The sequence below is a fragment of the Actinoplanes sp. NPDC048796 genome (assembly GCF_040650035.1).
In the GTDB taxonomy this organism is placed as follows: domain Bacteria; phylum Actinomycetota; class Actinomycetes; order Mycobacteriales; family Micromonosporaceae; genus Actinoplanes.
This window is the reverse complement of sequence record NZ_JBEZGO010000015.1, coordinates 101,844-123,291: the sequence shown is the minus strand read 5'-3', so window position 1 is coordinate 123,291 and position 21,448 is coordinate 101,844. Positions and strand designations below refer to the sequence as shown.

Annotated in this window: 25 protein-coding genes and 1 pseudogene; 14 read left to right on the top strand and 12 right to left on the bottom strand. The window is 70.5% G+C overall.

Annotated elements, in window-relative coordinates; all coding sequences use genetic code 11:
- The first annotated feature begins 84 nt into the window (after positions 1 to 84).
- The 6 genes from AB0C26_RS39020 to AB0C26_RS38995 all read left to right on the top strand — a co-directional run bounded on the left by AB0C26_RS39020 (position 85) and on the right by AB0C26_RS38995 (position 5,556).
- Positions 85 to 702, top strand: coding sequence for a zinc-binding dehydrogenase (locus AB0C26_RS39020; RefSeq protein WP_360258232.1), 618 nt, complete (start codon positions 85 to 87; stop codon positions 700 to 702).
- Positions 699 to 1,331, top strand: coding sequence for an SRPBCC family protein (locus tag AB0C26_RS39015; protein WP_360258230.1), 633 nt, complete (start codon positions 699 to 701; stop codon positions 1,329 to 1,331). The genes AB0C26_RS39020 and AB0C26_RS39015 overlap by 4 nt, the downstream gene beginning before the upstream one ends.
- Before the next feature lie 30 nt (positions 1,332 to 1,361).
- The gene (locus AB0C26_RS39010) at positions 1,362 to 2,048 is read left to right on the top strand and encodes a CBS domain-containing protein (protein ID WP_360258228.1); all 687 of its coding nucleotides are present in this window, start codon (positions 1,362 to 1,364) and stop codon (positions 2,046 to 2,048) included.
- A gap of 55 nt (positions 2,049 to 2,103) precedes the next feature.
- On the top strand, positions 2,104 to 2,577 hold the full coding sequence (locus AB0C26_RS39005) for a Crp/Fnr family transcriptional regulator (protein ID WP_360258226.1): 474 nt from the start codon (positions 2,104 to 2,106) through the stop codon (positions 2,575 to 2,577).
- On the top strand, positions 2,571 to 3,056 hold the full coding sequence (locus tag AB0C26_RS39000) for a nitroreductase/quinone reductase family protein (RefSeq protein WP_360258224.1): 486 nt from the start codon (positions 2,571 to 2,573) through the stop codon (positions 3,054 to 3,056). Before AB0C26_RS39005 ends, AB0C26_RS39000 begins: the two co-directional genes overlap by 7 nt.
- Before the next feature lie 100 nt (positions 3,057 to 3,156).
- Positions 3,157 to 5,556: a phosphoketolase family protein gene (locus tag AB0C26_RS38995; RefSeq protein ID WP_360258222.1), complete on the top strand. Its 2,400-nt coding sequence runs from the start codon at positions 3,157 to 3,159 to the stop codon at positions 5,554 to 5,556.
- 259 nt (positions 5,557 to 5,815) lie between these two features.
- On the opposite strand, the gene AB0C26_RS38990 is transcribed toward AB0C26_RS38995, so the two are convergent.
- The 3 genes from AB0C26_RS38990 to AB0C26_RS38980 all read right to left on the bottom strand — a co-directional run bounded on the left by AB0C26_RS38990 (position 5,816) and on the right by AB0C26_RS38980 (position 7,988).
- Entirely contained in the window at positions 5,816 to 6,814 is a 999-nt protein-coding gene (locus AB0C26_RS38990; RefSeq protein WP_360258219.1) for an Acg family FMN-binding oxidoreductase, read from the bottom strand.
- Positions 6,811 to 7,575, bottom strand: coding sequence for a hypothetical protein (locus tag AB0C26_RS38985; protein ID WP_360258217.1), 765 nt, complete (start codon positions 7,573 to 7,575; stop codon positions 6,811 to 6,813). Before AB0C26_RS38985 ends, AB0C26_RS38990 begins: the two co-directional genes overlap by 4 nt.
- A gap of 86 nt (positions 7,576 to 7,661) precedes the next feature.
- A complete protein-coding gene (locus AB0C26_RS38980) occupies positions 7,662 to 7,988 on the bottom strand; it encodes a hypothetical protein (protein ID WP_360258214.1) in 327 nt (108 codons plus the stop codon).
- A gap of 199 nt (positions 7,989 to 8,187) precedes the next feature.
- Between AB0C26_RS38980 and AB0C26_RS38975 the strand changes: the two genes are divergently transcribed.
- The 4 genes from AB0C26_RS38975 to AB0C26_RS38960 all read left to right on the top strand — a co-directional run bounded on the left by AB0C26_RS38975 (position 8,188) and on the right by AB0C26_RS38960 (position 10,261).
- Complete coding sequence (locus tag AB0C26_RS38975; RefSeq protein ID WP_360258212.1) at positions 8,188 to 8,319, top strand: hypothetical protein; 132 nt, start codon at positions 8,188 to 8,190, stop codon at positions 8,317 to 8,319.
- 14 nt (positions 8,320 to 8,333) lie between these two features.
- Positions 8,334 to 9,335 carry a hypothetical protein gene (locus AB0C26_RS38970; protein ID WP_360258209.1) on the top strand — a complete coding sequence of 334 codons (1,002 nt, stop codon included), beginning with the start codon at positions 8,334 to 8,336 and terminating at the stop codon, positions 9,333 to 9,335.
- A 133-nt stretch (positions 9,336 to 9,468) separates the two neighbouring features.
- Positions 9,469 to 9,921 carry a response regulator gene (locus tag AB0C26_RS38965; protein WP_360258207.1) on the top strand — a complete coding sequence of 151 codons (453 nt, stop codon included), beginning with the start codon at positions 9,469 to 9,471 and terminating at the stop codon, positions 9,919 to 9,921.
- The gene (locus AB0C26_RS38960; RefSeq protein WP_360258205.1) at positions 9,875 to 10,261 is read left to right on the top strand and encodes an ATP-binding protein; all 387 of its coding nucleotides are present in this window, start codon (positions 9,875 to 9,877) and stop codon (positions 10,259 to 10,261) included. Before AB0C26_RS38965 ends, AB0C26_RS38960 begins: the two co-directional genes overlap by 47 nt.
- Here AB0C26_RS38960 and AB0C26_RS38955 read toward each other — a convergent pair.
- Together AB0C26_RS38955 and AB0C26_RS38950 are read right to left on the bottom strand one after the other, a co-directional pair.
- On the bottom strand, positions 10,230 to 10,667 hold the full coding sequence (locus AB0C26_RS38955) for an ATP-binding protein (protein WP_360258202.1): 438 nt from the start codon (positions 10,665 to 10,667) through the stop codon (positions 10,230 to 10,232). The two genes, AB0C26_RS38960 and AB0C26_RS38955, sit on opposite strands and share 32 nt — an antisense overlap.
- 47 nt (positions 10,668 to 10,714) lie before the next feature.
- On the bottom strand, positions 10,715 to 11,056 hold the full coding sequence (locus tag AB0C26_RS38950; protein ID WP_360258200.1) for an STAS domain-containing protein: 342 nt from the start codon (positions 11,054 to 11,056) through the stop codon (positions 10,715 to 10,717).
- 202 nt (positions 11,057 to 11,258) lie between these two features.
- Here AB0C26_RS38950 and AB0C26_RS38945 point away from each other — a divergent pair.
- Together AB0C26_RS38945 and AB0C26_RS38940 are read left to right on the top strand one after the other, a co-directional pair.
- A pseudogene (locus AB0C26_RS38945) lies at positions 11,259 to 11,878 on the top strand (cation:proton antiporter); the annotation flags it as partial.
- Between the two features lie 41 nt (positions 11,879 to 11,919).
- A complete protein-coding gene (locus tag AB0C26_RS38940; RefSeq protein WP_360258198.1) occupies positions 11,920 to 12,366 on the top strand; it encodes a CBS domain-containing protein in 447 nt (148 codons plus the stop codon).
- On the opposite strand, the gene AB0C26_RS38935 is transcribed toward AB0C26_RS38940, so the two are convergent.
- Positions 12,363 to 13,652: an ArsB/NhaD family transporter gene (locus tag AB0C26_RS38935; RefSeq protein ID WP_360258195.1), complete on the bottom strand. Its 1,290-nt coding sequence runs from the start codon at positions 13,650 to 13,652 to the stop codon at positions 12,363 to 12,365. The two genes, AB0C26_RS38940 and AB0C26_RS38935, sit on opposite strands and share 4 nt — an antisense overlap.
- 140 nt (positions 13,653 to 13,792) lie before the next feature.
- Complete coding sequence (locus AB0C26_RS38930; protein WP_360258193.1) at positions 13,793 to 14,524, bottom strand: class I SAM-dependent methyltransferase; 732 nt, start codon at positions 14,522 to 14,524, stop codon at positions 13,793 to 13,795.
- Positions 14,525 to 14,546: 22 nt separating this feature from the next.
- Here AB0C26_RS38930 and AB0C26_RS38925 point away from each other — a divergent pair, with 22 nt between their 5' ends.
- Positions 14,547 to 15,761, top strand: coding sequence for a lycopene cyclase family protein (locus AB0C26_RS38925; RefSeq protein ID WP_360258191.1), 1,215 nt, complete (start codon positions 14,547 to 14,549; stop codon positions 15,759 to 15,761).
- Here AB0C26_RS38925 and AB0C26_RS38920 read toward each other — a convergent pair.
- Positions 15,706 to 16,941: a vanadium-dependent haloperoxidase gene (locus AB0C26_RS38920; protein ID WP_360258189.1), complete on the bottom strand. Its 1,236-nt coding sequence runs from the start codon at positions 16,939 to 16,941 to the stop codon at positions 15,706 to 15,708. The genes AB0C26_RS38925 and AB0C26_RS38920 overlap by 56 nt on opposite strands.
- Before the next feature lie 107 nt (positions 16,942 to 17,048).
- Here AB0C26_RS38920 and AB0C26_RS38915 point away from each other — a divergent pair, with 107 nt between their 5' ends.
- Complete coding sequence (locus AB0C26_RS38915) at positions 17,049 to 17,330, top strand: GntR family transcriptional regulator (protein WP_360258187.1); 282 nt, start codon at positions 17,049 to 17,051, stop codon at positions 17,328 to 17,330.
- Positions 17,331 to 17,386: 56 nt separating this feature from the next.
- Here the strand turns inward: AB0C26_RS38915 and AB0C26_RS38910 are convergent, their stop codons facing one another.
- Genes AB0C26_RS38910 through AB0C26_RS38895 form a run of 4 tightly spaced genes read right to left on the bottom strand, consistent with a single transcriptional unit; the run spans position 17,387 to position 21,404 of the window.
- Positions 17,387 to 18,778 carry a HAMP domain-containing sensor histidine kinase gene (locus AB0C26_RS38910; RefSeq protein WP_360258185.1) on the bottom strand — a complete coding sequence of 464 codons (1,392 nt, stop codon included), beginning with the start codon at positions 18,776 to 18,778 and terminating at the stop codon, positions 17,387 to 17,389.
- On the bottom strand, positions 18,775 to 19,467 hold the full coding sequence (locus AB0C26_RS38905; RefSeq protein ID WP_360258183.1) for a response regulator transcription factor: 693 nt from the start codon (positions 19,465 to 19,467) through the stop codon (positions 18,775 to 18,777). Before AB0C26_RS38905 ends, AB0C26_RS38910 begins: the two co-directional genes overlap by 4 nt.
- 46 nt (positions 19,468 to 19,513) lie before the next feature.
- Complete coding sequence (locus tag AB0C26_RS38900) at positions 19,514 to 19,984, bottom strand: FMN-binding protein (protein WP_360258181.1); 471 nt, start codon at positions 19,982 to 19,984, stop codon at positions 19,514 to 19,516.
- 13 nt (positions 19,985 to 19,997) lie between these two features.
- Entirely contained in the window at positions 19,998 to 21,404 is a 1,407-nt protein-coding gene (locus AB0C26_RS38895; RefSeq protein ID WP_360258179.1) for a ferric reductase-like transmembrane domain-containing protein, read from the bottom strand.
- Between the last annotated feature and the right edge of the window lie 44 nt (positions 21,405 to 21,448).

The following is a 21,448-nucleotide window of genomic DNA, read 5'->3' as shown; positions in this document are numbered from 1 at the left end:
GCTCCCGCGACAGGGCCGGATGTCCCTACCCCTTCGGCAGTTGGACGACGAGCGTGGAGGGGACGACACCGAAGGGAGAGAGTCATGAAAGGCCTCGTGTACGGCGGTCCCGGAACACGATCGTGGACCGAGGTCCCCGACCCGCGGATCCAGGATCCGAAGGACGCGATCATCCGGATCGACGCCGTTACCACCTGCGGCACCGACCTGCACATCCTCGGTGGGGACGACTCGCCCTCGCACATCGTCGTCATCGACAAGGCGGAGAGCCGGTTGCAGGCGGCGAAGATGTTCGGCGCCGACATCACGGTCGTGGCCGGCGCGGACGACCCGCTCGGCACGGTCCGGGAGCTGACCGGCGGCCTCGGCGCCGACGTGGCGATGGAGGCGGTCGGCACCCCACAGACGTTCGAGCTGTGCGCCGCACTCGTGCGGCCGGGCGGACGAGTCGCCAACATCGGCGTGCACGGCAAACCCGCCACCCTGCACCTCGAGGACCTGTGGATCCGCAACGTCACCATCACCACGGGCCTGGTCGACACGTCCTCGACGCCGGCGCTGCTCGACATGCTCGTGGCCGGGCAACTCGACCCCGGCCCCATGGTCACGCACCGGTTCGGCCTGGACGAGTTCATGGCGGCGTACGACGTCTTCGCCGACTCGGCCCACTCCGGCGCGCTGAAGGTGGTGCTGTCGCGATGAAGGCCGCATTCCTGATCGCCGGCGCCGGCTTGGCGGTGGCCGTCTCCCCGTGGGCGCGCCGCCGGTACGTCACGTGGGGCGCCACACCGGAGGAGGTCGCCGGCGCCCTTCTTGGCGACGACCTGCTGCCGGACGCCGGCCTCATCTCCACCCGTGCGGTGACCATCGACGCCGTCCCATCGGCGATCTGGCCGTGGCTGGTGCAGATGGGCAGCGGTCGCGGCGGCGCCTACACGTACGACTGGATCGAGAACCTGTTCGGGCTGAACATGCACAGCGCCGACGAGATCCAGCCGCAGTTCCAAGATCTGGCCGTCGGTGACACTCTGCCGCTCGGCTCGAACGGGCCCGCCATGCGGGTGGAGATATGCGAGGCCGAACGCACTCTGGCGTTCCGCTCCGAGGACGGCGCCTGGGTATGGATCTTCCACCTGTGCCCGGACGGAGCCCGGACCCGGCTGATCAGCCGCAACCGCATCACCCCGCCGGGCGGCAACCGAGCGGTCCGAGCTCTGTACGACGCGGTGATGGCGCCCGGCAGCCTGATCATGGAACGCCGGATGCTGCAGGGCATCAGGCAGCGCGCCGAGGGCCTTTCGGCCCTGCCCGACCCGGTTTCCGCCTCGTAGCGTCGGCAGATGAGAAGCGAGGAGGCTGCCATGACAGCGTGGAAAGTGGACGACGTGATGACCAAGGCGGTCGTGTCGGTGGAGCCGGCCGCCTCCTACCGCGAAGTGGTTGACCTCCTGATCGGTCACCGCTTCAGCGCCGTGCCGGTTGTGGACGAATACCAGCATGTGACCGGCGTGATCTCCGAGACGGACCTCCTGCGCAAGATCGAGTACGCGGGCGACGAGCAGCCCCGGCTCTTCGAGGGCCGCCGCCGCCGGGGTGAGCGAGCCAAGGCGTACGCGGGCACCGCCGCCGATCTGATGAGCAGCCCACCGGTCGTGGTGCTCAGCAAGACGCCCATCGCCGCCGCGGCGCGGCTCATGGATGCCGAGAACGTCAAGCGGCTGCCGGTCGTCGACGACCTCGGCCGGCTGATCGGCATCGTCTCCCGCGGCGACCTGCTCAAGGTCCACCTGCGCCCGGACGGCGAGATCAGCGCGGACATCAACGAGAGCGTCCTCGACGCGCTGCTGCACGAGGGCGCCGACCAGGTGAGCGCCGCCGTCGACGGCGGCGTGGTGCGGCTGACCGGGGAGGTCGACCGCCGTTCCACCGCCAACCTGGCCGTCCGCCTCGCCCGGCAGGTGCCCGGCGTCGTCGAGGTGATCGACAAGCTTCAGGTCGCCTTCGAAGACACCGACACCACTGGCGCCGGCGTCTTCTACGTCGCCTGATCATCGCGCGGAGCCCGGCCGCCACCGGGCTCCGCGCCCTCTGCGGGGAGGTTTCATGCTGAGTGTCTTCGACCTGCTCGCCCTGAACGACTTCGTCGCTGACCTTCCAGCCGGCTGGCTGCAGCGGCTCGCGGTGGCCGGGCGACCGGTGTTCCACGGCGTCGGGCACCGGCTGTGCCGCGAGGATGCGCACGCCGACCGCTTCTGGCTGATCAGCTCCGGAGCGGTCGCGATCGACTTCTACGTACCCGGACGAGGCGACATCACGGTCGACCGGGCCGGGCCGGGCGCACCGGTCGGCTGGTCGTGGATGCGACCGCCGTTCCGCTGGCAGTTCGGTGCCGTGGTGGCCGACGACGTGCATGCCGTCGAGTTCGACGCCGCGCGGGTGCGTGCGCTGATCGCTGAGGACGCCGACCTCGGGCGTGAGCTGACCGGCCGGATGCTCGACGTCGTGTCGCACCGGCTGCAGGCTGCCCGTCACCGGCTGATCGAGCTCTACGCGTACCCGGAGGCGCCGGCATGCTGATCGGGAGCCCGTTGAAGCGTTGGATGTACCGCGGCGGACGCCCGCACGGTCTGGCCCGCCTGCTCAACCGCATCTCCGCCGCCCAGTTCCGGGCCGGATTCCTTGTGCCGCAGACCTGGGTCACGCTCGAGGTGCCAGGACGTCGCACCGGCCGGACGGTTTCCTGCCCACTCGTGGTCGTGCGGCTCCAGGGTCGTGAGTATCTGGTGTCGATGCTGGGAAACGACGCCAACTGGGTCGCCAACGTGCGAGCCGCCGGAGGCGACGCGGTCCTGGGCCACGGCCGTCGCGAGCGGATCCACCTCAGCGAGGTGCCCGTCGACCAGCGACCGCCGATCTTGCGCCTGTACCTCGCCAAGGCGCCCGGGGCGCGACCGCACATCCCGGTCGACCGGCACGCTCCGCTCGAGGCCTTTGCAGCGGTCGCGGCTGGCTATCCGGTGTTTCTGGTTACCCGCCTCGAAAGTCCTGCCCCGTAGGGTCGAAGGTCCCTTCGGCCGCGGCTTGCGGCCCTACGGGACCAGGCGACCGCCGCCTTACGGTGGATCCGACGACAAAGATCCGCTGAAGGGAATCGCCGTGACCGCGGTTGTGTCCGACCTGCTGCAGACTCTCGCCGAACCTGACGAGGCCGAACTGGCCCGCCTCGACGCCTGGTGGCGCGCGGCCAACTACCTCACCATCGGCCAGATCTACCTCAAGGCCAACCCGCTGCTGCGCAAGGCGCTGACCGCCGAGCACATCAAGCCCCGCCTGCTCGGTCACTGGGGCACCAGCCCGGGCCTGTCGCTGATCTACGCCCACGTGTCGCGGCTGATCCGGCACACCGGTCAGCAGGCGATCTACCTGGCCGGTCCTGGCCACGGCGGGCCCGCGCTCGTCGCCGCCGGCTACCTGGAGGGCACGTACTCGGAGATCTACCCGCAGATCAGCCAGGACGCCGAGGGCATGCGGAAGCTGTTCCGCCAGTTCTCCAGCCCCGGCGGTATCCCGAGCCACGTCTCGGTCACCACGCCGGGTTCCATTCACGAGGGCGGCGAGCTGGGCTACGTGCTCGTCCACGCGTTCGGCGCGGTGATGGACAACCCGGACCTGCTCGCGATCGCGGTGGTCGGCGACGGTGAGGCCGAGACCGGCCCGTTGGAGGGTTCGTGGAAGGGCGTGTCGTTCCTCAACCCGGCCCGCGACGGCGCGGTGCTGCCGATCCTGCATCTGAACGACGCGAAGATCTCCGGCCCGACCGTGCTCGGTCGCAAGCATGCCGACGAGGTGCAGGAGTTGCTGCGCGGCCACGGCTACGACGTCATCGAGGTGGCCGGGCAGGACCTGCCTGGCATGCACGTCCGCTTCGCCGCCGCCCTCGCTCAGGCGTGGGGGCGTATTCGCGAGATCCAGACCGCGGCCCGTACCGGGACGTGGGACGGCACCAGGCCGGTCTGGCCGTTGATCGTGCTTCGTTCGCCGAAGGGCTGGACCGGGCCGGCCGAGGTCGACGGGGTACAGGTCACCGGCACGTGGCGGTCGCACCAGGTGCCCCTGTCCGGTTTCCGGGACAACCCCGCACACCTCGCCCTCCTCGAGCAGTGGCTCAAATCGTACCGGCCCGAGGAACTCTTCGACGACACCGGCGCGCCCATCGGCCTGATCCGTGAGCAGGCACCCGAGGGCGATCTGCGCATGAGCGCGTCGCCACACGCCAACGGCGGCGTCCTGACCCGCGACCTCGACCTGCCCGACTTCCGCGACTACGCCGTCGAGGTGGCCGCGCCGGCCACCGGACGGGCCGAATCGACGCGCCGGCTCGGCGAGATGATGCGCGACATCTACGCCCGCAACGACGACCGGTTCCGGCTGTTCTGCCCCGACGAGACCAACAGCAACCGGCTCGGCGCCGTCTTCGAGGTTTCCGACCGGGCCTTCATGGAGCGCGTGATGCCGAGCGACGTCGCGCTCAGCCGCGACGGCCGGGTCATGGAGGTGCTCTCCGAGCACAACTGCCACGGCTGGCTCGAAGGCTACAACCTGACCGGCCGGCACGGCCTGTTCGCCACGTACGAGGCGTTCGCGATGGTCAGCGCCTCGCAGACCGTGCAGCACGGCAAGTGGCTGCAGGAGGCCACGAAGCTGCCGTGGCGGGCGAGGGTGCCCAGCTTCAACGTGCTGCTGACCTCGACCGCCTGGCGCAATGACCACAACGGCTTCTCCCACCAGGGTCCCGGTCTCATCCAGACCGTGCTCACCCAGCGCGGCGATGTCGCCCGGGTGTACCTGCCGCCGGACGCGAACACGCTGCTGTCGGTGGCCGACCACTGCTTCCGGTCGCGCTCGTACATCAACTTGATCGTCATCGACAAGCAGCCGCAACTGCAGTACCTGACCATGGACGAGGCGATCGAACACTGCGCCCGCGGCGCCGGCATCTGGGAGTGGGCCGGCACCGACGACGACACCAGCGACCCTGACATCGTGCTCGCCTGCGCCGGCGACGTGGTCACCATGGAGACCGTCGCCGCGGCCCAGATCCTGCGCGACCGGCTGCCCGGCTTCAAGGTCCGCGTTGTCAACGTCGTCGACCTGATGACGCTGCCGCGCCCCAAGGACCACCCGCACGGCATGAGCGAGACCCAGTTCACCGAGCTGTTCACCGACACCGTCGACGTGGTCTTCGCGTTCCACGGCTACCCCGGCGCGATCCACCAGCTGGTGCACGGCCGGCCCGACGCCGATCGGTTCCGCGTGCGCGGGTTCATCGAGCAGGGCACCACGACCACCCCGTTCGACATGACGGTCCGCAACCGGGCGTCGCGATACCACCTCGTGATGGACGCCATCAACAACGCCCACCGGCTGCCCCGTGGTGCCGCCGACCTCAAGGCTTGGTGCGAGGCGCAGCTGCGCCGTCACGAGGCCTACGTGGTCGAGCATCTGGAGGACATGCCCGAGGTTCGTGACTGGTCCCTCGACGGCGGAGCGAAGTAACCACAGCGCATCTCCGACGGCGGTTCCGCGTTGCGGAGCCGCCGTCAGGCGCTGGCTTCACTCCTGTTGGTGCGCTCAGCTCGCCGACGTCGGTTCGCCGTACGGCGGCGGCCATCTGCGCAGGTCAGAGGCGATGTCCAGGTGTCGGACGTTGCCGCGTGACAGCGCTTGATGTGGCCCGCTCAGCAGAGGCCGAGGGCAACGTCGTCGGGGTCGTCCGCGAGGCGTGACGATGCCGGCAACGGTCCTCACGATCCGGTCAGTCCTCGATCCGGATCACGTCGGTGGGCAGGCGGCGTGGCGTGGGAGGCACTGTGCCCGGCGCCTCGACATAGCCGAGCCGCACGATCAGGTAGGGCTCGCCCACCCCGGAAAGCAGTCGGCTCAGCAGACGCCGAGGCCAGGCCACCTCGACGGCCTCGCTGATGGGCGCGGTGGCCAGCCCTTCGGCGGTGGCCTGCAGCAGCAGGGCCGACATGGCCTCGCCGCCGCGCAGCAGATCGACCGGCTTGTCGCTGGTCCCAAAGATGATCACATACGCGGCGCCCTCGTCGTGGTCGGCGCCGGGAAGCATGCCGGGGGAACCGTCCGGGAGGAAGTTCCGGACGGGTACCCGGCGCAAGCTGGGCTGCACGGCGGTGGTGGCGGGTACGCCGTCCTCAGCCCAGGCCGGGCGATGCGTCCACTTGGTCAGTTCGCTGTGATGGGCGGGGTCGAAGTAGTTGGCGTCTGCGGCCTCGTCGACCGAGATGGCGAGCTCGGGCACCCGGTCATCCGGCACCACGTGCAGATAGGCGCCCTGAGCTTCGACAAGCCGGCGCAGGCGGTCCAGGGTCTGTTCGGTCACCGGCCGGTCGCCGAACGCGCGGCGATCGGTGCGACGCTGATGAATGACGGCGACCAGTTCCTTGGCCTGCGTGTCAGCCGTGGCGCGACCGACGACCCGGATGCGAGCCAGCAGGTCGGGACGCTGCTCGTCCGGAAAACGCCGCACCTCGGCGCGCCACCCGGCGGCGGCCAGCGACACCCGCGCATGATGCAGGGCGCCGCCGCAGCTGATCAGCAACAGACGGCCCTCGGCGTCCGTGACGCCGAGCCGGCGGGTCGGATCGGAGGACAGCTCCAGCGTGTCGCCGGTGAGGCGCCATTTCCACGGCTGGGTGTTGAAGACCGATGGCGCTCGCAGTGACTCCCGGGCCGCCACCTCGAGAGCGGTGCGCGCCTCGGCGCGGGTCACGTGTTCCTCGGAGCTGGTCATGGCAACCTCCGGACTCGTCCGACTTTCTCCACCGTCGCAAGCGAGAGCCCGAGCGGGTCAGGGCCGAAAGACCCGAATGGCGCCGGTCGACCGGAAACCAGATCGCGTCGGTTCACGGCGACGAGACCTGCCAGCCACATCAACGCTCCGGCACCGACCAGCACCAGGAGCGCCATCGGCGTGGAGTCAGCCGCCGCGACGTCGGGGACGTGCCCGAACAGACCGAGGTCCTGGATCCTCGGAGGCACCTTCAGCAGATCGCCGAGGAGTGCCGCTCCGGCGAGCAGAACGGTGCAGCCGGTGATCGCGGCAGCGGCCGGCCATGGGCCGGCGGTGTAGAGCAAGGCGCGGGCGGCGATGTCGTCTCCCTCGACGACCGCCGGCGCGATGAGAGCAGTCGATGCTGTCGGCCAGCCCGGCCTCGGTGAGTTTCTCGTACACCATGGCCGACTCGACGGGCATGTCACCGCGGTAGAACGCCAGCTCATGAAGTCCCGCTCCTGGCGGATGACCCGCCGCGTCGTCTCGTCGGCTGCTCGGGCCTCCACGCGGTCGTAGAACGACACCATCGCCGGTGGCATCGGCGACAGGTGCCCGTCCCGCTCGACGCCGGCGATCAGCCGCTGCATACGGTCGCGTTGACCCTGAAGCTCGAGCAGCTGGTGATCCAACGCGTCGACTCCGGCTCGCAGATCGGCCAGGACCGATTCCCGGCGAAGGTCCGGCGGCGCGGCGGCCGTTGGCGTGTGGCCGCCCAGCATTCCGGCGACGGCGGCCAGCGGGATGCCAGCTTGCGCGAGCCAGCGTGTCTCCGCTGTGACGGAACGTCACAGTCAAGGCCGGCACGTCAGCGCATCGTCGCGTGGGTCTTCTCCATCTCGTGGCACCGGCCGCATCTGCGGAACTGCGGCGAGTTGTACTCCCAGTTCGAGTACCGCCACGGACCCCAGTCGTGCTCGTCTCGGGAGTCCGTCGTGCCGCACCGTTCGCAGCGGCGAATCTGTTCGCAACGACGTTCCTCGACGTAGGCGAACTGGCCCCAGGTGTGGTGGGTCTCTTCGCTCGTCTTGCCGCATGCGGTGCAGACACGCACGCTCTCGCACCGGACACCGGGAAGAGACCATTGCCCCGTGTGCAGACCGGTCGCGCAGAGCAGCTTTCTGAGGACGTTCATCTCGGCTCCCGAATGAGGAGAACGGCCGTAGCCCTCAAGGCCAACGTAGGGCGCCGTTGAGCGGCCGCGGCAGGGCCGAAAGACCCGGGACGACAAGGAATACCGAATCGGGACGCAGGTCCTCCGACTCTGCTGCCGGCCCGGTGGATGCGGTGTTCTGAAGGTGTCACCACAGCACGTACTCAGGAGGAGGGCCATCATGTCGAAGCGCCACCTGATAGCGGCCGGGTACGCCGTGCTGCTGCCGATCTCCAGTACGGTCGTTGTCGTTCTGTTCGCCGCCGGCGTCGAGGGTGCCGTCTCCGGTGTGCGGCGTCTGGTCCATCGCTGACCGACGCTGCTGCGATGACGACCCGTCAACTGGGCAGTGCGCACTCCGCCCCTCCGATGGTCCGGCTCCTTCGGACGCCGATCCGTCACGTGCTGCCCAGATCCGTTCTGTTGCTCCGCTACGTCTCAGCGGCCGGCGCCACGATCATCCTGCCCATCCAGGCCGCCCAGGATGACAAGCTGCTCGTCGTACTTGCCGGACATGCGGAAGACAAGCGCTGGTGGCGGCACTTCCGCGACGCGGCACCCGCGCAAGTCTGGCTGGATGGCGAGTGGCACGAGGTCATCGGCCACGTTGCGGCAGCCGACAGCGAGGCGGCGTCGCTGTATCGCCGCCGCTTTCCCCGAGCCCCGGTGCAGGACTCCGCGACCTTCGTCGAGTTCCGCGGTGGCCCCGGCATTCCTGCGAGCCTGCGGGGCCGGTCACTGTTCATGAGGTGGCTGACAACCGTGACGGCGGGGGAGTTCACCGGCTTCGCCGTGCCCGCGGTCACCGGGGCGCTCACCGCCCGAGCGTCGGTCACCACGGGCATCGTGGCGATCCTGACAGCCGGCTCGGTGGAGGGCACCGTGCTCGGACTTTCCCAGGCGGCCGTTCTCAGACACGCGCTCCCGAGCCTGCCCGCGCGCCGCTGGGTGGCGGCCACCGCCATAGGCGGTGTTCTGGCGTACGTGATGGGGATGTTGCCCTCGTCGACGGCGGACCGGTGGACTGATTGGCCACCCGCCGTGCTCGCTCTCGCCGGGTCGGTCGTCGGTGTGGCGTTGCTGGCGTCCATCGGAACGGCTCAGTGGCTGGTGCTGCGCACGGCCCTGCCGTGGTCGGCGAGCTGGATAGCGACCACGGCCTTGGCCTGGCTCATCGGCCTCGGCGTGTTCCTCGGCTTCGCGACGCCGTTGTGGCAGCCGGGGCAACCGCTGGCGCTGATCGTGGCGATCGGAGCCGGAGGCGGTCTGTTGATGGCAGCGGCAACGTCGGCGATCACCGGCCTCGCACTGTGGCGGCGCCTGCCCTGATCGGTCAGACGGCGCGAACCGTGCTCACGATGCGACGCCGGAAGCGAGGTCACCGAGGACGACCCGCGCTCACCGCCGAGTTCGCCAGACGTCGGGCCGCGTATAGTCTCCTCGCCGTCGAGGAGGTGTCCCCATGGGAGGTACGGCGTTGACGATCCTCGTGGTCGATGACGACGACGCGGACGCCCTGATGATCGAAGAGGCGTTGCTGGGTGCCGCTGTGCCGCCGGTGGTGCATCGAGTCGCTGACGGGCTCGAGGCGCTCGAGTTTCTGCGGCGCCAGGGTGGCTACGGCGACGCCGTACGTCCGGACCTGGTGTTGCTGGATCTGAACATGCCGCGCATGGACGGCCGTGAGGTGCTGGCGGAGCTGAAAGCCGACGACGGCCTGAAATCCATCCCGGTGGTCGTGTTGACCACCTCCGGGGAGAGCACCGACATCACCGCCAGCTATGTCCGCCATGCCAACGCCTTCGTGACCAAGCCGATGGAGCTCGACGCTTTCGTGGCGGCCGTGCAGCAGATCGACCGCTTCTACCGTGATATCGCCATGCTGCCCCGGCCTGGCGGCACGGCGACGGGCTGAACGGCGACCAGTTCACCGGGCCGCGCTGGTCATCAGCGAGCTGGTCACCAATGCGGTGCAGCACGGCGGTGGCTCGGTGCGGTTGGACATCGAGGCCCACGACACGCAGGTGGTCCTTTCGGTGGCCGACGGCTCCTCGGTCATTCCCCGCCGGCGGGAACCGGACGGCCGTGGCGGGCGCGGGTTGACGCTGGTCGAGGCCTGCACGGTGCGCTGGTATGTCGAGGACTTCCGCGGCGGCAAACGGGTACGGGCTCACCTTCTTCCCTACCCGGGCTCTCCAGGGTTCCGACACCGCCTGAGGGTCATCAGGCCGTCAATGGCCACAGTGGCATCGTGAATTGCGCCCACACGTGTTTGACCTGTTCATCGGTGTACCACCCGGTGAGGTCGGCGAGTCCGTCGACAATACGCAGGCCCCAACCGTCGGTCGGGCCGGTGACGGGCACAGGGAACCGATGGATGTCGGCATCGGTCACGTCGACGATGAAAGCGCCGGCGTGACGCCGCAGGCTCACCCGGGTCGGCGGAGCACCGTGACACAGCGCGTTCGTGGCCAGCTCGCTGGCCGCCGTACTCATCTTGTCCGGAACGGCGTCAAGCATCCGCGCAGCGGGAATCCGCTGGCCGGCGAGCACGTCAGCCACGTCGGCGCGCAGCCGGCGCAGATCGTGGCTGCCAGCCAGCGTCCAGTCCGTCAGCAGCACGCTGCCCGGCGGCGGGAGGGAGGTTCGGTCGAACGGCACGACATGCGGGTGCCCGTTATTGCCCCATTCATGCGGCCCGTCGGGCGCTACAGGCTGGTACTGGGGCCGTCCTCGGTAAGCAACCCCAGCAACTCGCTGATCTCGAGCACCTGCCGAACGGGGCCTTTGGCGCCGGTCACCACGAACGTACAAGCCCGCGCCTCGGCCGCCTGCTTGGCCTCTACCAACACGCGTAAGCCGGCCGAACCGAGAAACGACACGGCCGCCAAGTCGACGCGCACCGCATCGGTGCCGGAAGCGTCGATCTCAAGCAGGAGCACGGCCAGTACGGCTTCATGCACGCTCATGTCGATCTCGCCGGCCAGGGCGACAGTGCAAACGGCGCCGTCACGGCTGACCATGCAACTCCAGATATCGTCGATGGTCATCGCCCTCCCTCCCGCTCATCGCAGCCCTCGGCCCATGATGGCACCACGACGAGCAAGCCGATATGGGTACGCGCCCGCCGTGTCACTCGTGTAAACCAGGCGAGTTGACGGCTGCGACATCCACCGGCGCTAAGCGAACAAAACGCGTCGGGTTCCCGGCTACCCGTACTGGTACGGGCGGGATGGCGGATTCCAGGTGGCGGCGATCCGGCTCGAGCGCAGTCGTTTCTTCTCCGCGTCGCCGGCCTACGAGCCGCTCAACGGATTCGCCATCGGGCTTCTCGTCCTGGCGGTCGCCCAGGCGACGCACGCCAACCTGTTCCTGGCCGCGTTCGCGGCCGGGATCACGGTGGCGACGTTCGGACCACGGCAGCGCGCGGCGTTCGAGCACTTCGGGGAAAACGTCGCCGAGCTGTTCGAACTGGCCGCGCTGCTGGTCTTCGGCGCACTGATCTCGCTGGAGTTCCTGGCCGACATCTCGTGGCAGGGCTGGTGTTCGCCTTCCTGGCCATTGTCGTAGCCCGTCCGGTGGCGTTGTGGCTGTCGTTCCTGCGCTCCGGCCTGGATCTGAAGGAACAGGCCGCGGCGATGTGGTTCGGCCCCAAAGGCTTCGCCTCGGTCGTCTACGGGCTGCTGGTGCTCGAATCCGGCATCACCGCCGCCGACGAGGTCTTCCACCTGGTCGCGCTCACGATCGTCCTGTCGATCGTGCTGCACTCCTCGACGGACGTGGTGGTCGCCCGCTTCTTCGACGACGAGGCGGACGTGCCGGCCTGGCACGGCGTGCTGCGCCGCACGATCCGCTCGGCGAAGTCGCGCTGAGGCCGGTCCGCGTATGGTGGATCACGTGCGAGGAGGCGCTTGTGCACGCTCGTGATGTGGCGGTTTCGATGAGCACCGTGGCCGAGGATCTGCCGGCCCGGGAGGCCGTGCGGGTGCTGGCCGCGCAGGATCTTCCAGGCCTGGTGGTGGTCGACGGCAAAGGGCGGCCGTTGACGGTGCTGGCCGGTACTCAGGTGTTGCGGATGGCGTTGCCGGCGTACTGCCAGGACGATCCGGCGCTGGCGCGGGTGATCGACGAGGCTGCCGCGGACGTCATCCTGGACGGTGTCGGCGACCGCACGGTGGCCGACCTGCTGCCGCGCAACCGGCCCGAGCTGCCGGCGGTGCGCGGGAGCGCCACGGTCCTGGAGGTGGCGTCGATGATGGCTCGATCGAACGTGCCGTTGGTCGCGGTGGTCGACGGGTCCGGTGTGATGACCGGGGTGATCACCCTCGATGGGCTGTTGGACCGGATGCTCGGCACTTAGAAGAACCTGAACCAGAGGTACGGCACGGCGAGCGCCACAGTGATGGCGGTGACGATGAGCCCGTACTTGGTGAAGCCCCAGAAGGTGATTTTGTGGCCGGCGCGGTCGGCGAGGCCGAGCACGACGACGTTGGCTGACGCGCCGACGGCGGTGGCGTTGCCGCCGAGGTCGGCGCCGATGGCCAGGGCCCACCAGAGCACCTGGGCGTGGTCGTTGCCGCCGGAGGCGTCGACGAGCTCGCTGACGATGGGGCTCATCGTGGCGACGTACGGGATGTTGTCGACGATCGCCGAGAGCCCGGCCGAGGCCCAGAGCAGCAGCAGGGTGGCGGGCCAGAGTTTTCCTTCGACGGCGCCGGTCGCGGCGTGGGCGAGTTCGTCGATGACTCCGGTGGTGACCAGGGCGCCGACCATGACGAACAGGCCGGCGAAGAAGATCAGCGTCGGCCATTCGACCTCGCGGGCCACCTCGGTCGCGTCGACCCGGGACAGGGCGAGCAGCAGCAGCCCGCCGAGCAGCGCGACGACGGACGGTTCCAGCCCGAGGACGGTGTGCAGGGTGAAGGCCACCAGCACGGCGCCGAGCACGCTGAGGCTGAGCACGGCCAGCCGGGGATCGCGGATGGCGTCGCGCTCGCGCAGGGCCATCACCTTGGCGGCGCGTTCGGCGTCGTACCGGAAGGCCTTGCGGAACATGATCCGGCACAGAACGACCAGCACGACCAGGACGAGGAGCACGAACGGTGCGAGCACGCTGAGGAAGTCGTTGAAGGTCAGCCCGGAGCGGCTGGCGATGATGATGTTCGGCGGGTCACCGACCAGTGTCCCGGCGCCGCCGATGTTGGAGGCGAAGACCTCAGCGATCAGGAACGGGACCGGTGGTACGCCGAGCCGGTCGCACACGAGCAGGGTGACCGGTGCGACCAGCAGGACGGTGGTGACGTTGTCCAGCGCGGCCGAGACCACGCCGGTGACGGCCACGAGGATCACCATGATCGGGAACGGGCGGGCCCGGGCCTTCTTGGCCGACCAGATGGCCACGAACTCGAACAGGCCGGTGCGTTTGAGCACGCCGACGATCAGCATCATGCCGAGCAGCAGGAAGATGACGTTCCAGTCGACGCCGGAATCTTCGGAGAAGAAGGCGTGCTCGGCGTCGGTGGCGCCCAGCGCCAGCATGATCGAGGCCCCGCCGAGCGCGACGGCGACCCGGTTGATCTTTTCGGTGGCGATCAGGACGTACGCTCCGGCGAACACCGCCACCGCGATCCAGGCGATCGTGCTCACGCGTGTCCTCCGGTTCCGCCCAGCCGTCATCGACCGCCGACCAGACTTCCCGGCACACCAGAGATCAACCTAGCAGTGGCGGCAACACCACGATCAGGTGCTCAGTCAACCGAGGGCTCAGTCCTTGGCCGCGCGGCGGGTCACGGGGCGAGGCGGGCGAGATCGACGGTGATGTCGGCTTTGATCGCGACGGTCGGTGGGAGGACCTCGGTTATCCGGTTGAACAGCTGGTCCCGCTGGGGAGGTGGCAGTTCCAGGTAGGCGGAGATGGTCGAGAGGTTGCCGACGTAGTCGTGGGTGGTCATGGTGAAACGGCGTTCGATCACGTGGTGCTGGAGGTCGGTGAAGCGGCCGGACGGGCTGACCCGCGTGTCGGCGCCCGGCAGGGGGACGTCGTCGTCCTCCAGGAACGGGGACCGGGCGGCTCGGACGGCGTCCTCCACCTCCGGGTCGGCCAGGTCGATCGGGCCTCCGAAGGCCGCGAAGACGCCGCCCGGGTTCAGCAGCGCGGCCATGCGTGACCAGCGGGTCTCGGGGCGGGTCCAGTGCAGGGAGGCCGCCGCGTAGACCAGGTCGTAGCGCTCGTCCAGCGGCAGGTCCTCGAAGGCGGCCTCGACGGTCTTTGTTTTCGGTGGTACGTGTTTGCGCAGCTCCGCCAACATGCCCGGGTCCGGTTCGGTGGCGGTGACCGTGATGCCGGGGCGGGCGAACAGGCGGGTCGCCTTGCCCGTGCCGGCGCCGATCTCGAGGGCGGTTCGGACGGGCTTCCCGGCGTACCCCGTCACCAGGTCGAACAGTTCGGGAGGGTAACCGGGGCGGAACCTCTCGTAGGCCTCCGCCACGGCGCCGAAGCTCAGGGCACGACTCGACATGGCGATCATCATGCCGGATAGGGTGAGACACGTGATCCCGGACGTCGACCTTGTGCTCGTGGGTGGTGGGGGAGCGGCGTCGCTGGTGCTGGCCGCCCTCGGGCGGGAGCGGCTTCCCGGCGTACGGCTGGCGATCGTCGATCCGGTACGCAAGCGCGGGCAGGACCGGACGTGGGCGTTCTGGGGAACGCCCGGCACCGCTTTCGACCAGCTGCTGAGCGCGAGCTGGGACCGGGTCGACGTGGTGACGCCGGAGCGGCGGCGGGTGCTCGAGCTTCAGCCTTTGCGGTACGCGATGTTGCGCTCGGCGCCCCTCTACGAGCTGGCCGCCGAGGTCGAACAGCGGCTCGGCGCCGTGCGGATCACCGCGCCGGCCGGGCGTGTGGCCGACGACGGTGATCGCGTCACCGTGCTGGACGCGGACGGGACGCCGTTGGTGCGGGCGGGCTTCGCGCTCGACTCGCGGCCCCGCAAGCCGGCGCGGCCGGGGCGGACCAACTGGCTTCAGCATTTTCGCGGGTGGTGGCTGGAAGCCGACCGGCCGGTCTTCGATCCGGAGTCCGCGGTGCTGATGGATTTCCGTACGCCGCAACCGGCCCGTGGTGTTTCCTTCGGTTACGTGCTGCCGGTCAGCGACCGGTTCGCCCTCGTCGAGTACACCGAGTTCTCGCCGGCCGTGCTGGACGGGGACGCCTACGACGCCGCTCTGCGCGGCTACGCCGATCTGACCGGCCTCGACCTGGGGGCGCTGCGGGTCCGTGAGGTCGAGGACGGCGTGATCCCGATGACCGACGGCGTCTTCGAGGCTCGGCCCAGTGCGCGGGTGGTACGTCTGGGGACCGCCGGCGGGGCGACGCGGCCGTCGACCGGGTTCACGTTCTCGGCGATGGTCCGGCAGGCCGATGAGGTGGCCCGCGCGGTGGCGGCCGGTCGTCCGCCCGTACCCAAGCCGGCTTATCCACTCCGCCACCGCTGGATGGACGCCGTGCAGTTGCGGGCCCTGGACCGCGGCCTGGTCGACGGGGTGGCCTTCTTCGACCGCCTCTTCGACCGCAACCCGCCCGACCGGGTCCTGCGGTTCCTCGACGGCACCACCTCGTGGGCCGAGGACCTGACTCTGATGGCGTCGAGCCCGCTGCTGCCGATGACGCGGGCCGCCGCCGGTGACGCCGCGGGCCGGCTCAGCGCGGGCAGGCGCCCACGTGGGTCGGCCCGTTCCGGACCAACAGGCGGGTAGCCAGCACCTCGGCCGCCACACCCCGGCCCGTGGACAGGCCGGCCTGATTGCTGAACTCGAAGTGCTGACCGCCGTACACCCGGGAACGCCCGGCCTCCGCGGCCGCGGCCGAGAAACCGGGGTAGGAACGGGCGGCACCGCCCGGCGCCGAATCTGTGACGTGGGTGAAGGCGATGCCGTCGTCGCAGAAGTAGCCGGCCAGCAGGGCCGCGCCGGCGCCGCTGTAGGAGCTGTGGCCGGACGTGTACTCGGGCGTGCCGCCGACGCTGCCGGCCCGGGCCGTCCACGCCGGATCGGTCGTCTCGCGGATCGCCGTGGTCGGGCGCCAGTGGCGGTAGCGGTATTTCGTGCCGACCGTGGCGACCGTCGTGTCGGCCAGGCCCATGCTCAGCAGCGCGGTCAGCCGGGCCTGCTCGGCCAGCGGCAGATGGCGGGCCGTGGCGACGCCCAGGCCGATCCGCAGCCACTCGCCGGGCGGCTGGTCCGAGCCGGCCGGCAGCGACCAGTACTGATAGGTGGCCAGCAGGTCGGCGTCGGGCCGGGCGGCATCGCCGAGCACCGCCACCTCGGCCCGGGCGGCGGCGTAGGGCACGCTGGTCAGCGCGGGTGGACCGGCCGGGATGTAGCGGCCCGGGTCGGCCACGGCGAACGGCCGCACGTTGCGGTACTGGGTGCCCGGCCAGGCGGCCCGGAAGACGCCCGGGCCCTCGCCGGCGGGCTGGGACTCGACGGGCGTGGAGCCGTCGTCGGCCCGCGCCGCGACGACGGCCTGCCCGACGTGCCGGCCCCAGGCGGCGCCGGACCCCGGGTGGGTGAGGCGGGCCAGGTCGGCCGTGAGCCGGGCGTCGTAGGTGGCCGCGCGGGCCGGGTCGAGGGCGACCAGCACCTCGTGCGCGGCGGACGCGGCGGCGGCCTGCGGGTCGGCGTGGCGCGGTCCCGGGCCGGGCACGAGGGCCGAGGTCCGGGACCGCCCGCCGGCCAGGCCGTTCACCGCGTCGTACATCGCGACATTCACCATCGCGTACATCCGGGCCGCGTCCGCGTCGGTGGCGCGGGTGACCCGTACGGCATCGAGGGCGAATCCGTTCCACACCCGGACACTGTCGATGTCCGCCGGCGCCTGAGCGCCCGCGAAGCCACCGACCAGACTCAGCGCGACCACGACCAGCGTCTTGTTCATCGACATACCCTCCACCCGGCAGCGATCCGGCGGCGTCGATGCGTCCTCGATCAGACTCGGCGGAGATTGTTGACAATGTTGTCAGCGGGGTGCGCCAGGCTGCGCTGATGCAGCCTGAGAAACGCCGAGGAACCGCGGCCGCGCAGGTCCGGGACCGGTTGCGTGAGGCGATTCTCCACGGCGAATACCTGCCCGGGGAGCGGCTTGTCGAGGCCCAGCTGATCGAGCGGTTCGCGGCCAGCCGCTTCAACGTCCGGGCCGCCCTGCGGGATCTCGCGGCCGAGGGCCTGGTCCGGATGGAGCGCAACCGCGGCGCCCATGTGCGCAAGGTGTCCATCGAGCAAGCCGTCGAGATCACCGAGGTACGCCATCTGGGCGGCCCGGCGTGACCGCGATCGCCGTGCTCGGTCCGGGTGGCTCGGGCCGGCCCCACCGGCTCGACGACCTAGCGCTGTAGCCGAACGGTCACGACCGTGCCGTGCGGCTCGTTCGCGGTGGCGGCCACCGTACCGCCGTGCTGGGTCGCGGTCTGGGCGACGATGGCCAGGCCCAGACCCGAGCCGGGCATGGCGCGGGCGGCCGGCGCCCGGTAGAACCGGTCGAACACGTGCGGAAGATCCTCGGCGGCGATACCGGGACCCTCGTCGGCCACGGTCAGCGCCCACCAGTGCGGCCCGTCCGCCCGCAGGGTGGTCGTCACCGTGGCGCCGGCCGGGCTCCACTTGGCCGCGTTGTCGAGGATGTTGACGACCATGCGCTCCAGCTCGCCCGGCCGCCCGTTCACGGTGCCGGGGGAGAGGTGGGTCGTGAAGACGACGCCGGGCGCCCGGGTCCGTACCCGATGGGCCGCCGCGGTGACCACGTCGGCCAGCTCGACCGGCTCGACCGCCTCCCGGGTCGTCTCCTCCCTCGCCAGCTCGACCAGTTCGGTGGTCAGCGTGGCCAGCTCGCGCACCTGAGAATCGAGGTCCTCCAGCAGCGACGCCCGTTCCTCGGGCGGCAGCCGGTGGGCCAGCTCCGGGCGGCGTTCGACCTCCAACAGCAGTTCCACGTTGGTACGGATGCTCGTGAGCGGCGTACGAAGCTCGTGCCCCGCGTCCTCGACCAGGGTGCGCTGCGCCCGCCGGGCCGCGTCGATGGCCGCCAGCATCGTGTTCACCGAACGCCCGAGCCGGGCGATCTCGTCGACCCCCGACACCTCGACCGGCCGGGTCAGGTCGGTGGTGACCGCCACCTGCTCGACCGACTCGGTCAGCTTCTCCACCGGCGCCAGCCCGGCCCGCGCCACCACCCGCCCGAGCCAGGCCGCGCCCGCGATCCCGAGCACACAGGCCGCGGCGAGCGCCCCCGCCAGCACCGTCAGCAGATTGCGGGTCCGCTCCTGATTGATGGCCACCTGCACGGCCCCGCCGCCGTACTTCACCGGCACGGTGAGCATCTGATGGTGATCGCCATCGATGATCACCTCCTCCTGGAGGGGCGGCCGCTTCCCGGCCGCGATCTCCCTGGCCGCGGCGGTCACGGGCAGCGTCCCGGCCGAGCCGCTGACGATCGCCCCCGACGTGTCCAGCAGCTGCCAGGTCGGCCCGAGCGGCTTGTGGTGGTCGTAGCCCTTCGGCGTGCCCTCCTGGATCTCCTGCCACTCGCCGGGCGCGGCCGCGATCGACCGGGCGTCGGAGGTGAGCGCCGCCTCCAGCTGATGCTCCTGCAGCGCGGCCACGGTGAGCAGGGCCGCCCCGGCCATGACGACGACGGCCGCGGCCACCGCACACGCCACCATCAACGACAGGCGGGTGTGCAACGTCCGCCGCCGCCACCATCCCGGCCGGTCGGTCACAGCGGATCCTCGCGCAGCACGAAACCCACCCCGCGCACGGTGTGCAGCAGCCGCGGCTCGCCCTCGGCCTCCAGCTTGCGGCGCAGGTAGCCGAGATAGACGTGGATGCTGTTCGACCCTTCGCCGAAGTCGTAACCCCACACCTGCTCGAAGAGCGCGGCCCGGGTCAGCACCTGCCGCGGATGCCGCAGAAAAGCCTCGAGAATCGTGAATTCGGTACGGGTGAGACGCAGCTGCCGATCGCCGCGCCACACCTCCCGCGTCACCTCGTCCAGCCGCACATCGGCGAAAACCAGCCGCTGCTCATCGGCGGGCGGGCCGCCGTTCAAAGCCGAGCGCCGCAGCAGGGCCCGGATCCGGGCCAGCAGCTCCTGAAGTGCGAACGGCTTCACCAGGTAGTCGTCGGCGCCCGCGTCGAGCCCGGCCACCCGGTCACCGACGCTGTCCCGCGCGGTCAGCATCAGAACCGGGAGCAGAAGCCCCTCGGCCCGCAGCCGGCGGCAGGCCTCGAGCCCGTCCAGGACCGGCATGCTGACATCCAGGATCATGGCGTCCGGCCCGGCCGACCGCGCCACGTCGATCGCCTGCGCGCCGTCGCCGGCCGTGTCCACCTGATAGCCCTCGAACCGCAGGGTCCGGGCCAGCGAGTCCCGCACCGCCGCGTCGTCATCCACCACGAGTATCCGCATCGTCCCTCGGTTCTACCCCTTCCGGCGACCCGGCGTGCGCCGGGGATCAGAACTGCGCGGCGTCCAGGGCCGCCTGCAAAGACTGCTTGTAGGCCTCGCTCGTGAAGGTCGCCCCCGACACCCCGTCGATCGAGGCGCTCTGTGCCGCCAGTACCTGCTCGCGCAGCTGAGGCAGCGCCCCGGCTGTCACGCCCGCGTCGGCCGGATTGTCGGCCGGCGACGTCGGCGCCGTGATCTCGGTGATCTTGCCTTCGGCGACCGTGATGTGGACCTGGAGCGGGCCCCACTGCGTCTGGACGGACGACCCGTCGTACTCCAGGGGACCGCTCTTCGACGTGCTCGCGGAGGCCGATCCGCTGGGGCCGGCCGACGGTGGGGTGCTGCCGGCCGCGCTCGGCTCCGAGAGCGGAGCCTCGGCCGCCGCCGGGGTGGCTGGAGTGTTCGTGCTCGTGCGGTAGCTGAACAGCAGCACGAGCGCGGCGACCGTGGAGAAGGCCCACAGGGTGATTCGGCGCATCAGGGGTCCTCGCTTACCAGGAGAAGAGTTCGGTGTGCAGGCGGGCGGCGGGCACCCCGGCGGCCCGGGCGGCGCTGTGCGCGGCCTCGGTCCAGGCGTCGGGGCCGCACAGGTAGACCTCGGCGTCCGCGATGGCCGGGGCCAGGCGGCGCAGGGCGTCGACGTCCGTGTCGCGGTGCCCGGACGGCAGCCACGAGCCGTCGGCCGCGCGCGGGCCGAACAGGTACTTCACGGTCACGCCACGCTGGACCGCGAACCATTCCAGCTCGGGCCGGAACGCGATCTCGGCCTCGCTGCGGGCCCGGTAGACGAGCGTCGCGTCTCCTTGGCCGTACGGCAGCTCACCCAGCAACGACAGCAGCGGGGTGATGCCGATGCCGCACGCGAGCAGCACGACCGGCCCGCCGTGGTACGACTCGCCGGTGAGCTTGCCGTAGGGACCCTCGACGAGGGCGCGCGTGCCGCGCTTGAGCGACGCCACGCGGGAGCTGCCGTCACCGGAGTCCTTGACCGTGATGCGCAGGTGGCCGCCGTCCGGCGCGGCCGACAGGGAGAACGGGTGCGACCTGGTCCAGCCCGGCCCGTCCAGGAAGCGCCATTGGAAGAACTGCCCGGCCCGTGCCGGCAGCCGATCGAGGTCACGCCCCGTGAGGTAGACCGAGGTCAGGCCCGGACCCTCGGTGACGACCCGGTCGACCACGAGCTGGTGCCGGCGGTTGCGCAGCAGCGGCAGGCCGAGCCGGAAGAGCAGCACCGAGGCGGCGGCCGCACCCCACAGCGTCCACCAGTAGGTGGCGGCCCAGGCCGAGCCGACGAAGTCGGAGCCCGACCAGAGCTGGTGGGGCAGGGCCAGACCGGCGCCCAGGTACGCGTACAGGTGCAGCAGATGCCACGACTCGTACCGCAATCGCCGCCTCGCGGCCCGGACCGACGTCACCACCACCATGATCAGGGCGACCGTGCCGGCCGCGGCCAGCAGCATCCCCGGGAAGTTCCAGATCATGGTCCAGAGCTGGGCGAACGGGTTGGTCCGGGCGGTGCCGGCGTAGCCGATGGTGATCAGCACGATGTGCGCGATCATCATCCAGAACGAGGTGAAGCCGGACCAGCGGTGCCAGCGGGCCAGCTTGTCCTGGCCGAAGGCGCGCTCCACCATCGGGATGCGGGCCATCGTCAGCACCTGCAGGAGCAGCAGGTCGGAGGCCCAGAGACCGACGAGGCGGCCGATCGAGGAGACCGCGCCGGGTCCACCGCCGGTCACGGACTGGAGTCCGCCGTGGCTCACCCAGAGTGCGGTCACCACGAGCAGGGTCGTGCCGGCGACGACGCCACCGGCGTCACCCCACCAGCGTGGCGTCGCGGAAGGCCCGGATCGGGGTGGCGCCTGTCGTCCGGCGCCGGGTCTGGCCGTGATCGTCATGATCCCACCATGACGCAGTTAGATGAAGGCTCAAGTAATCGAGA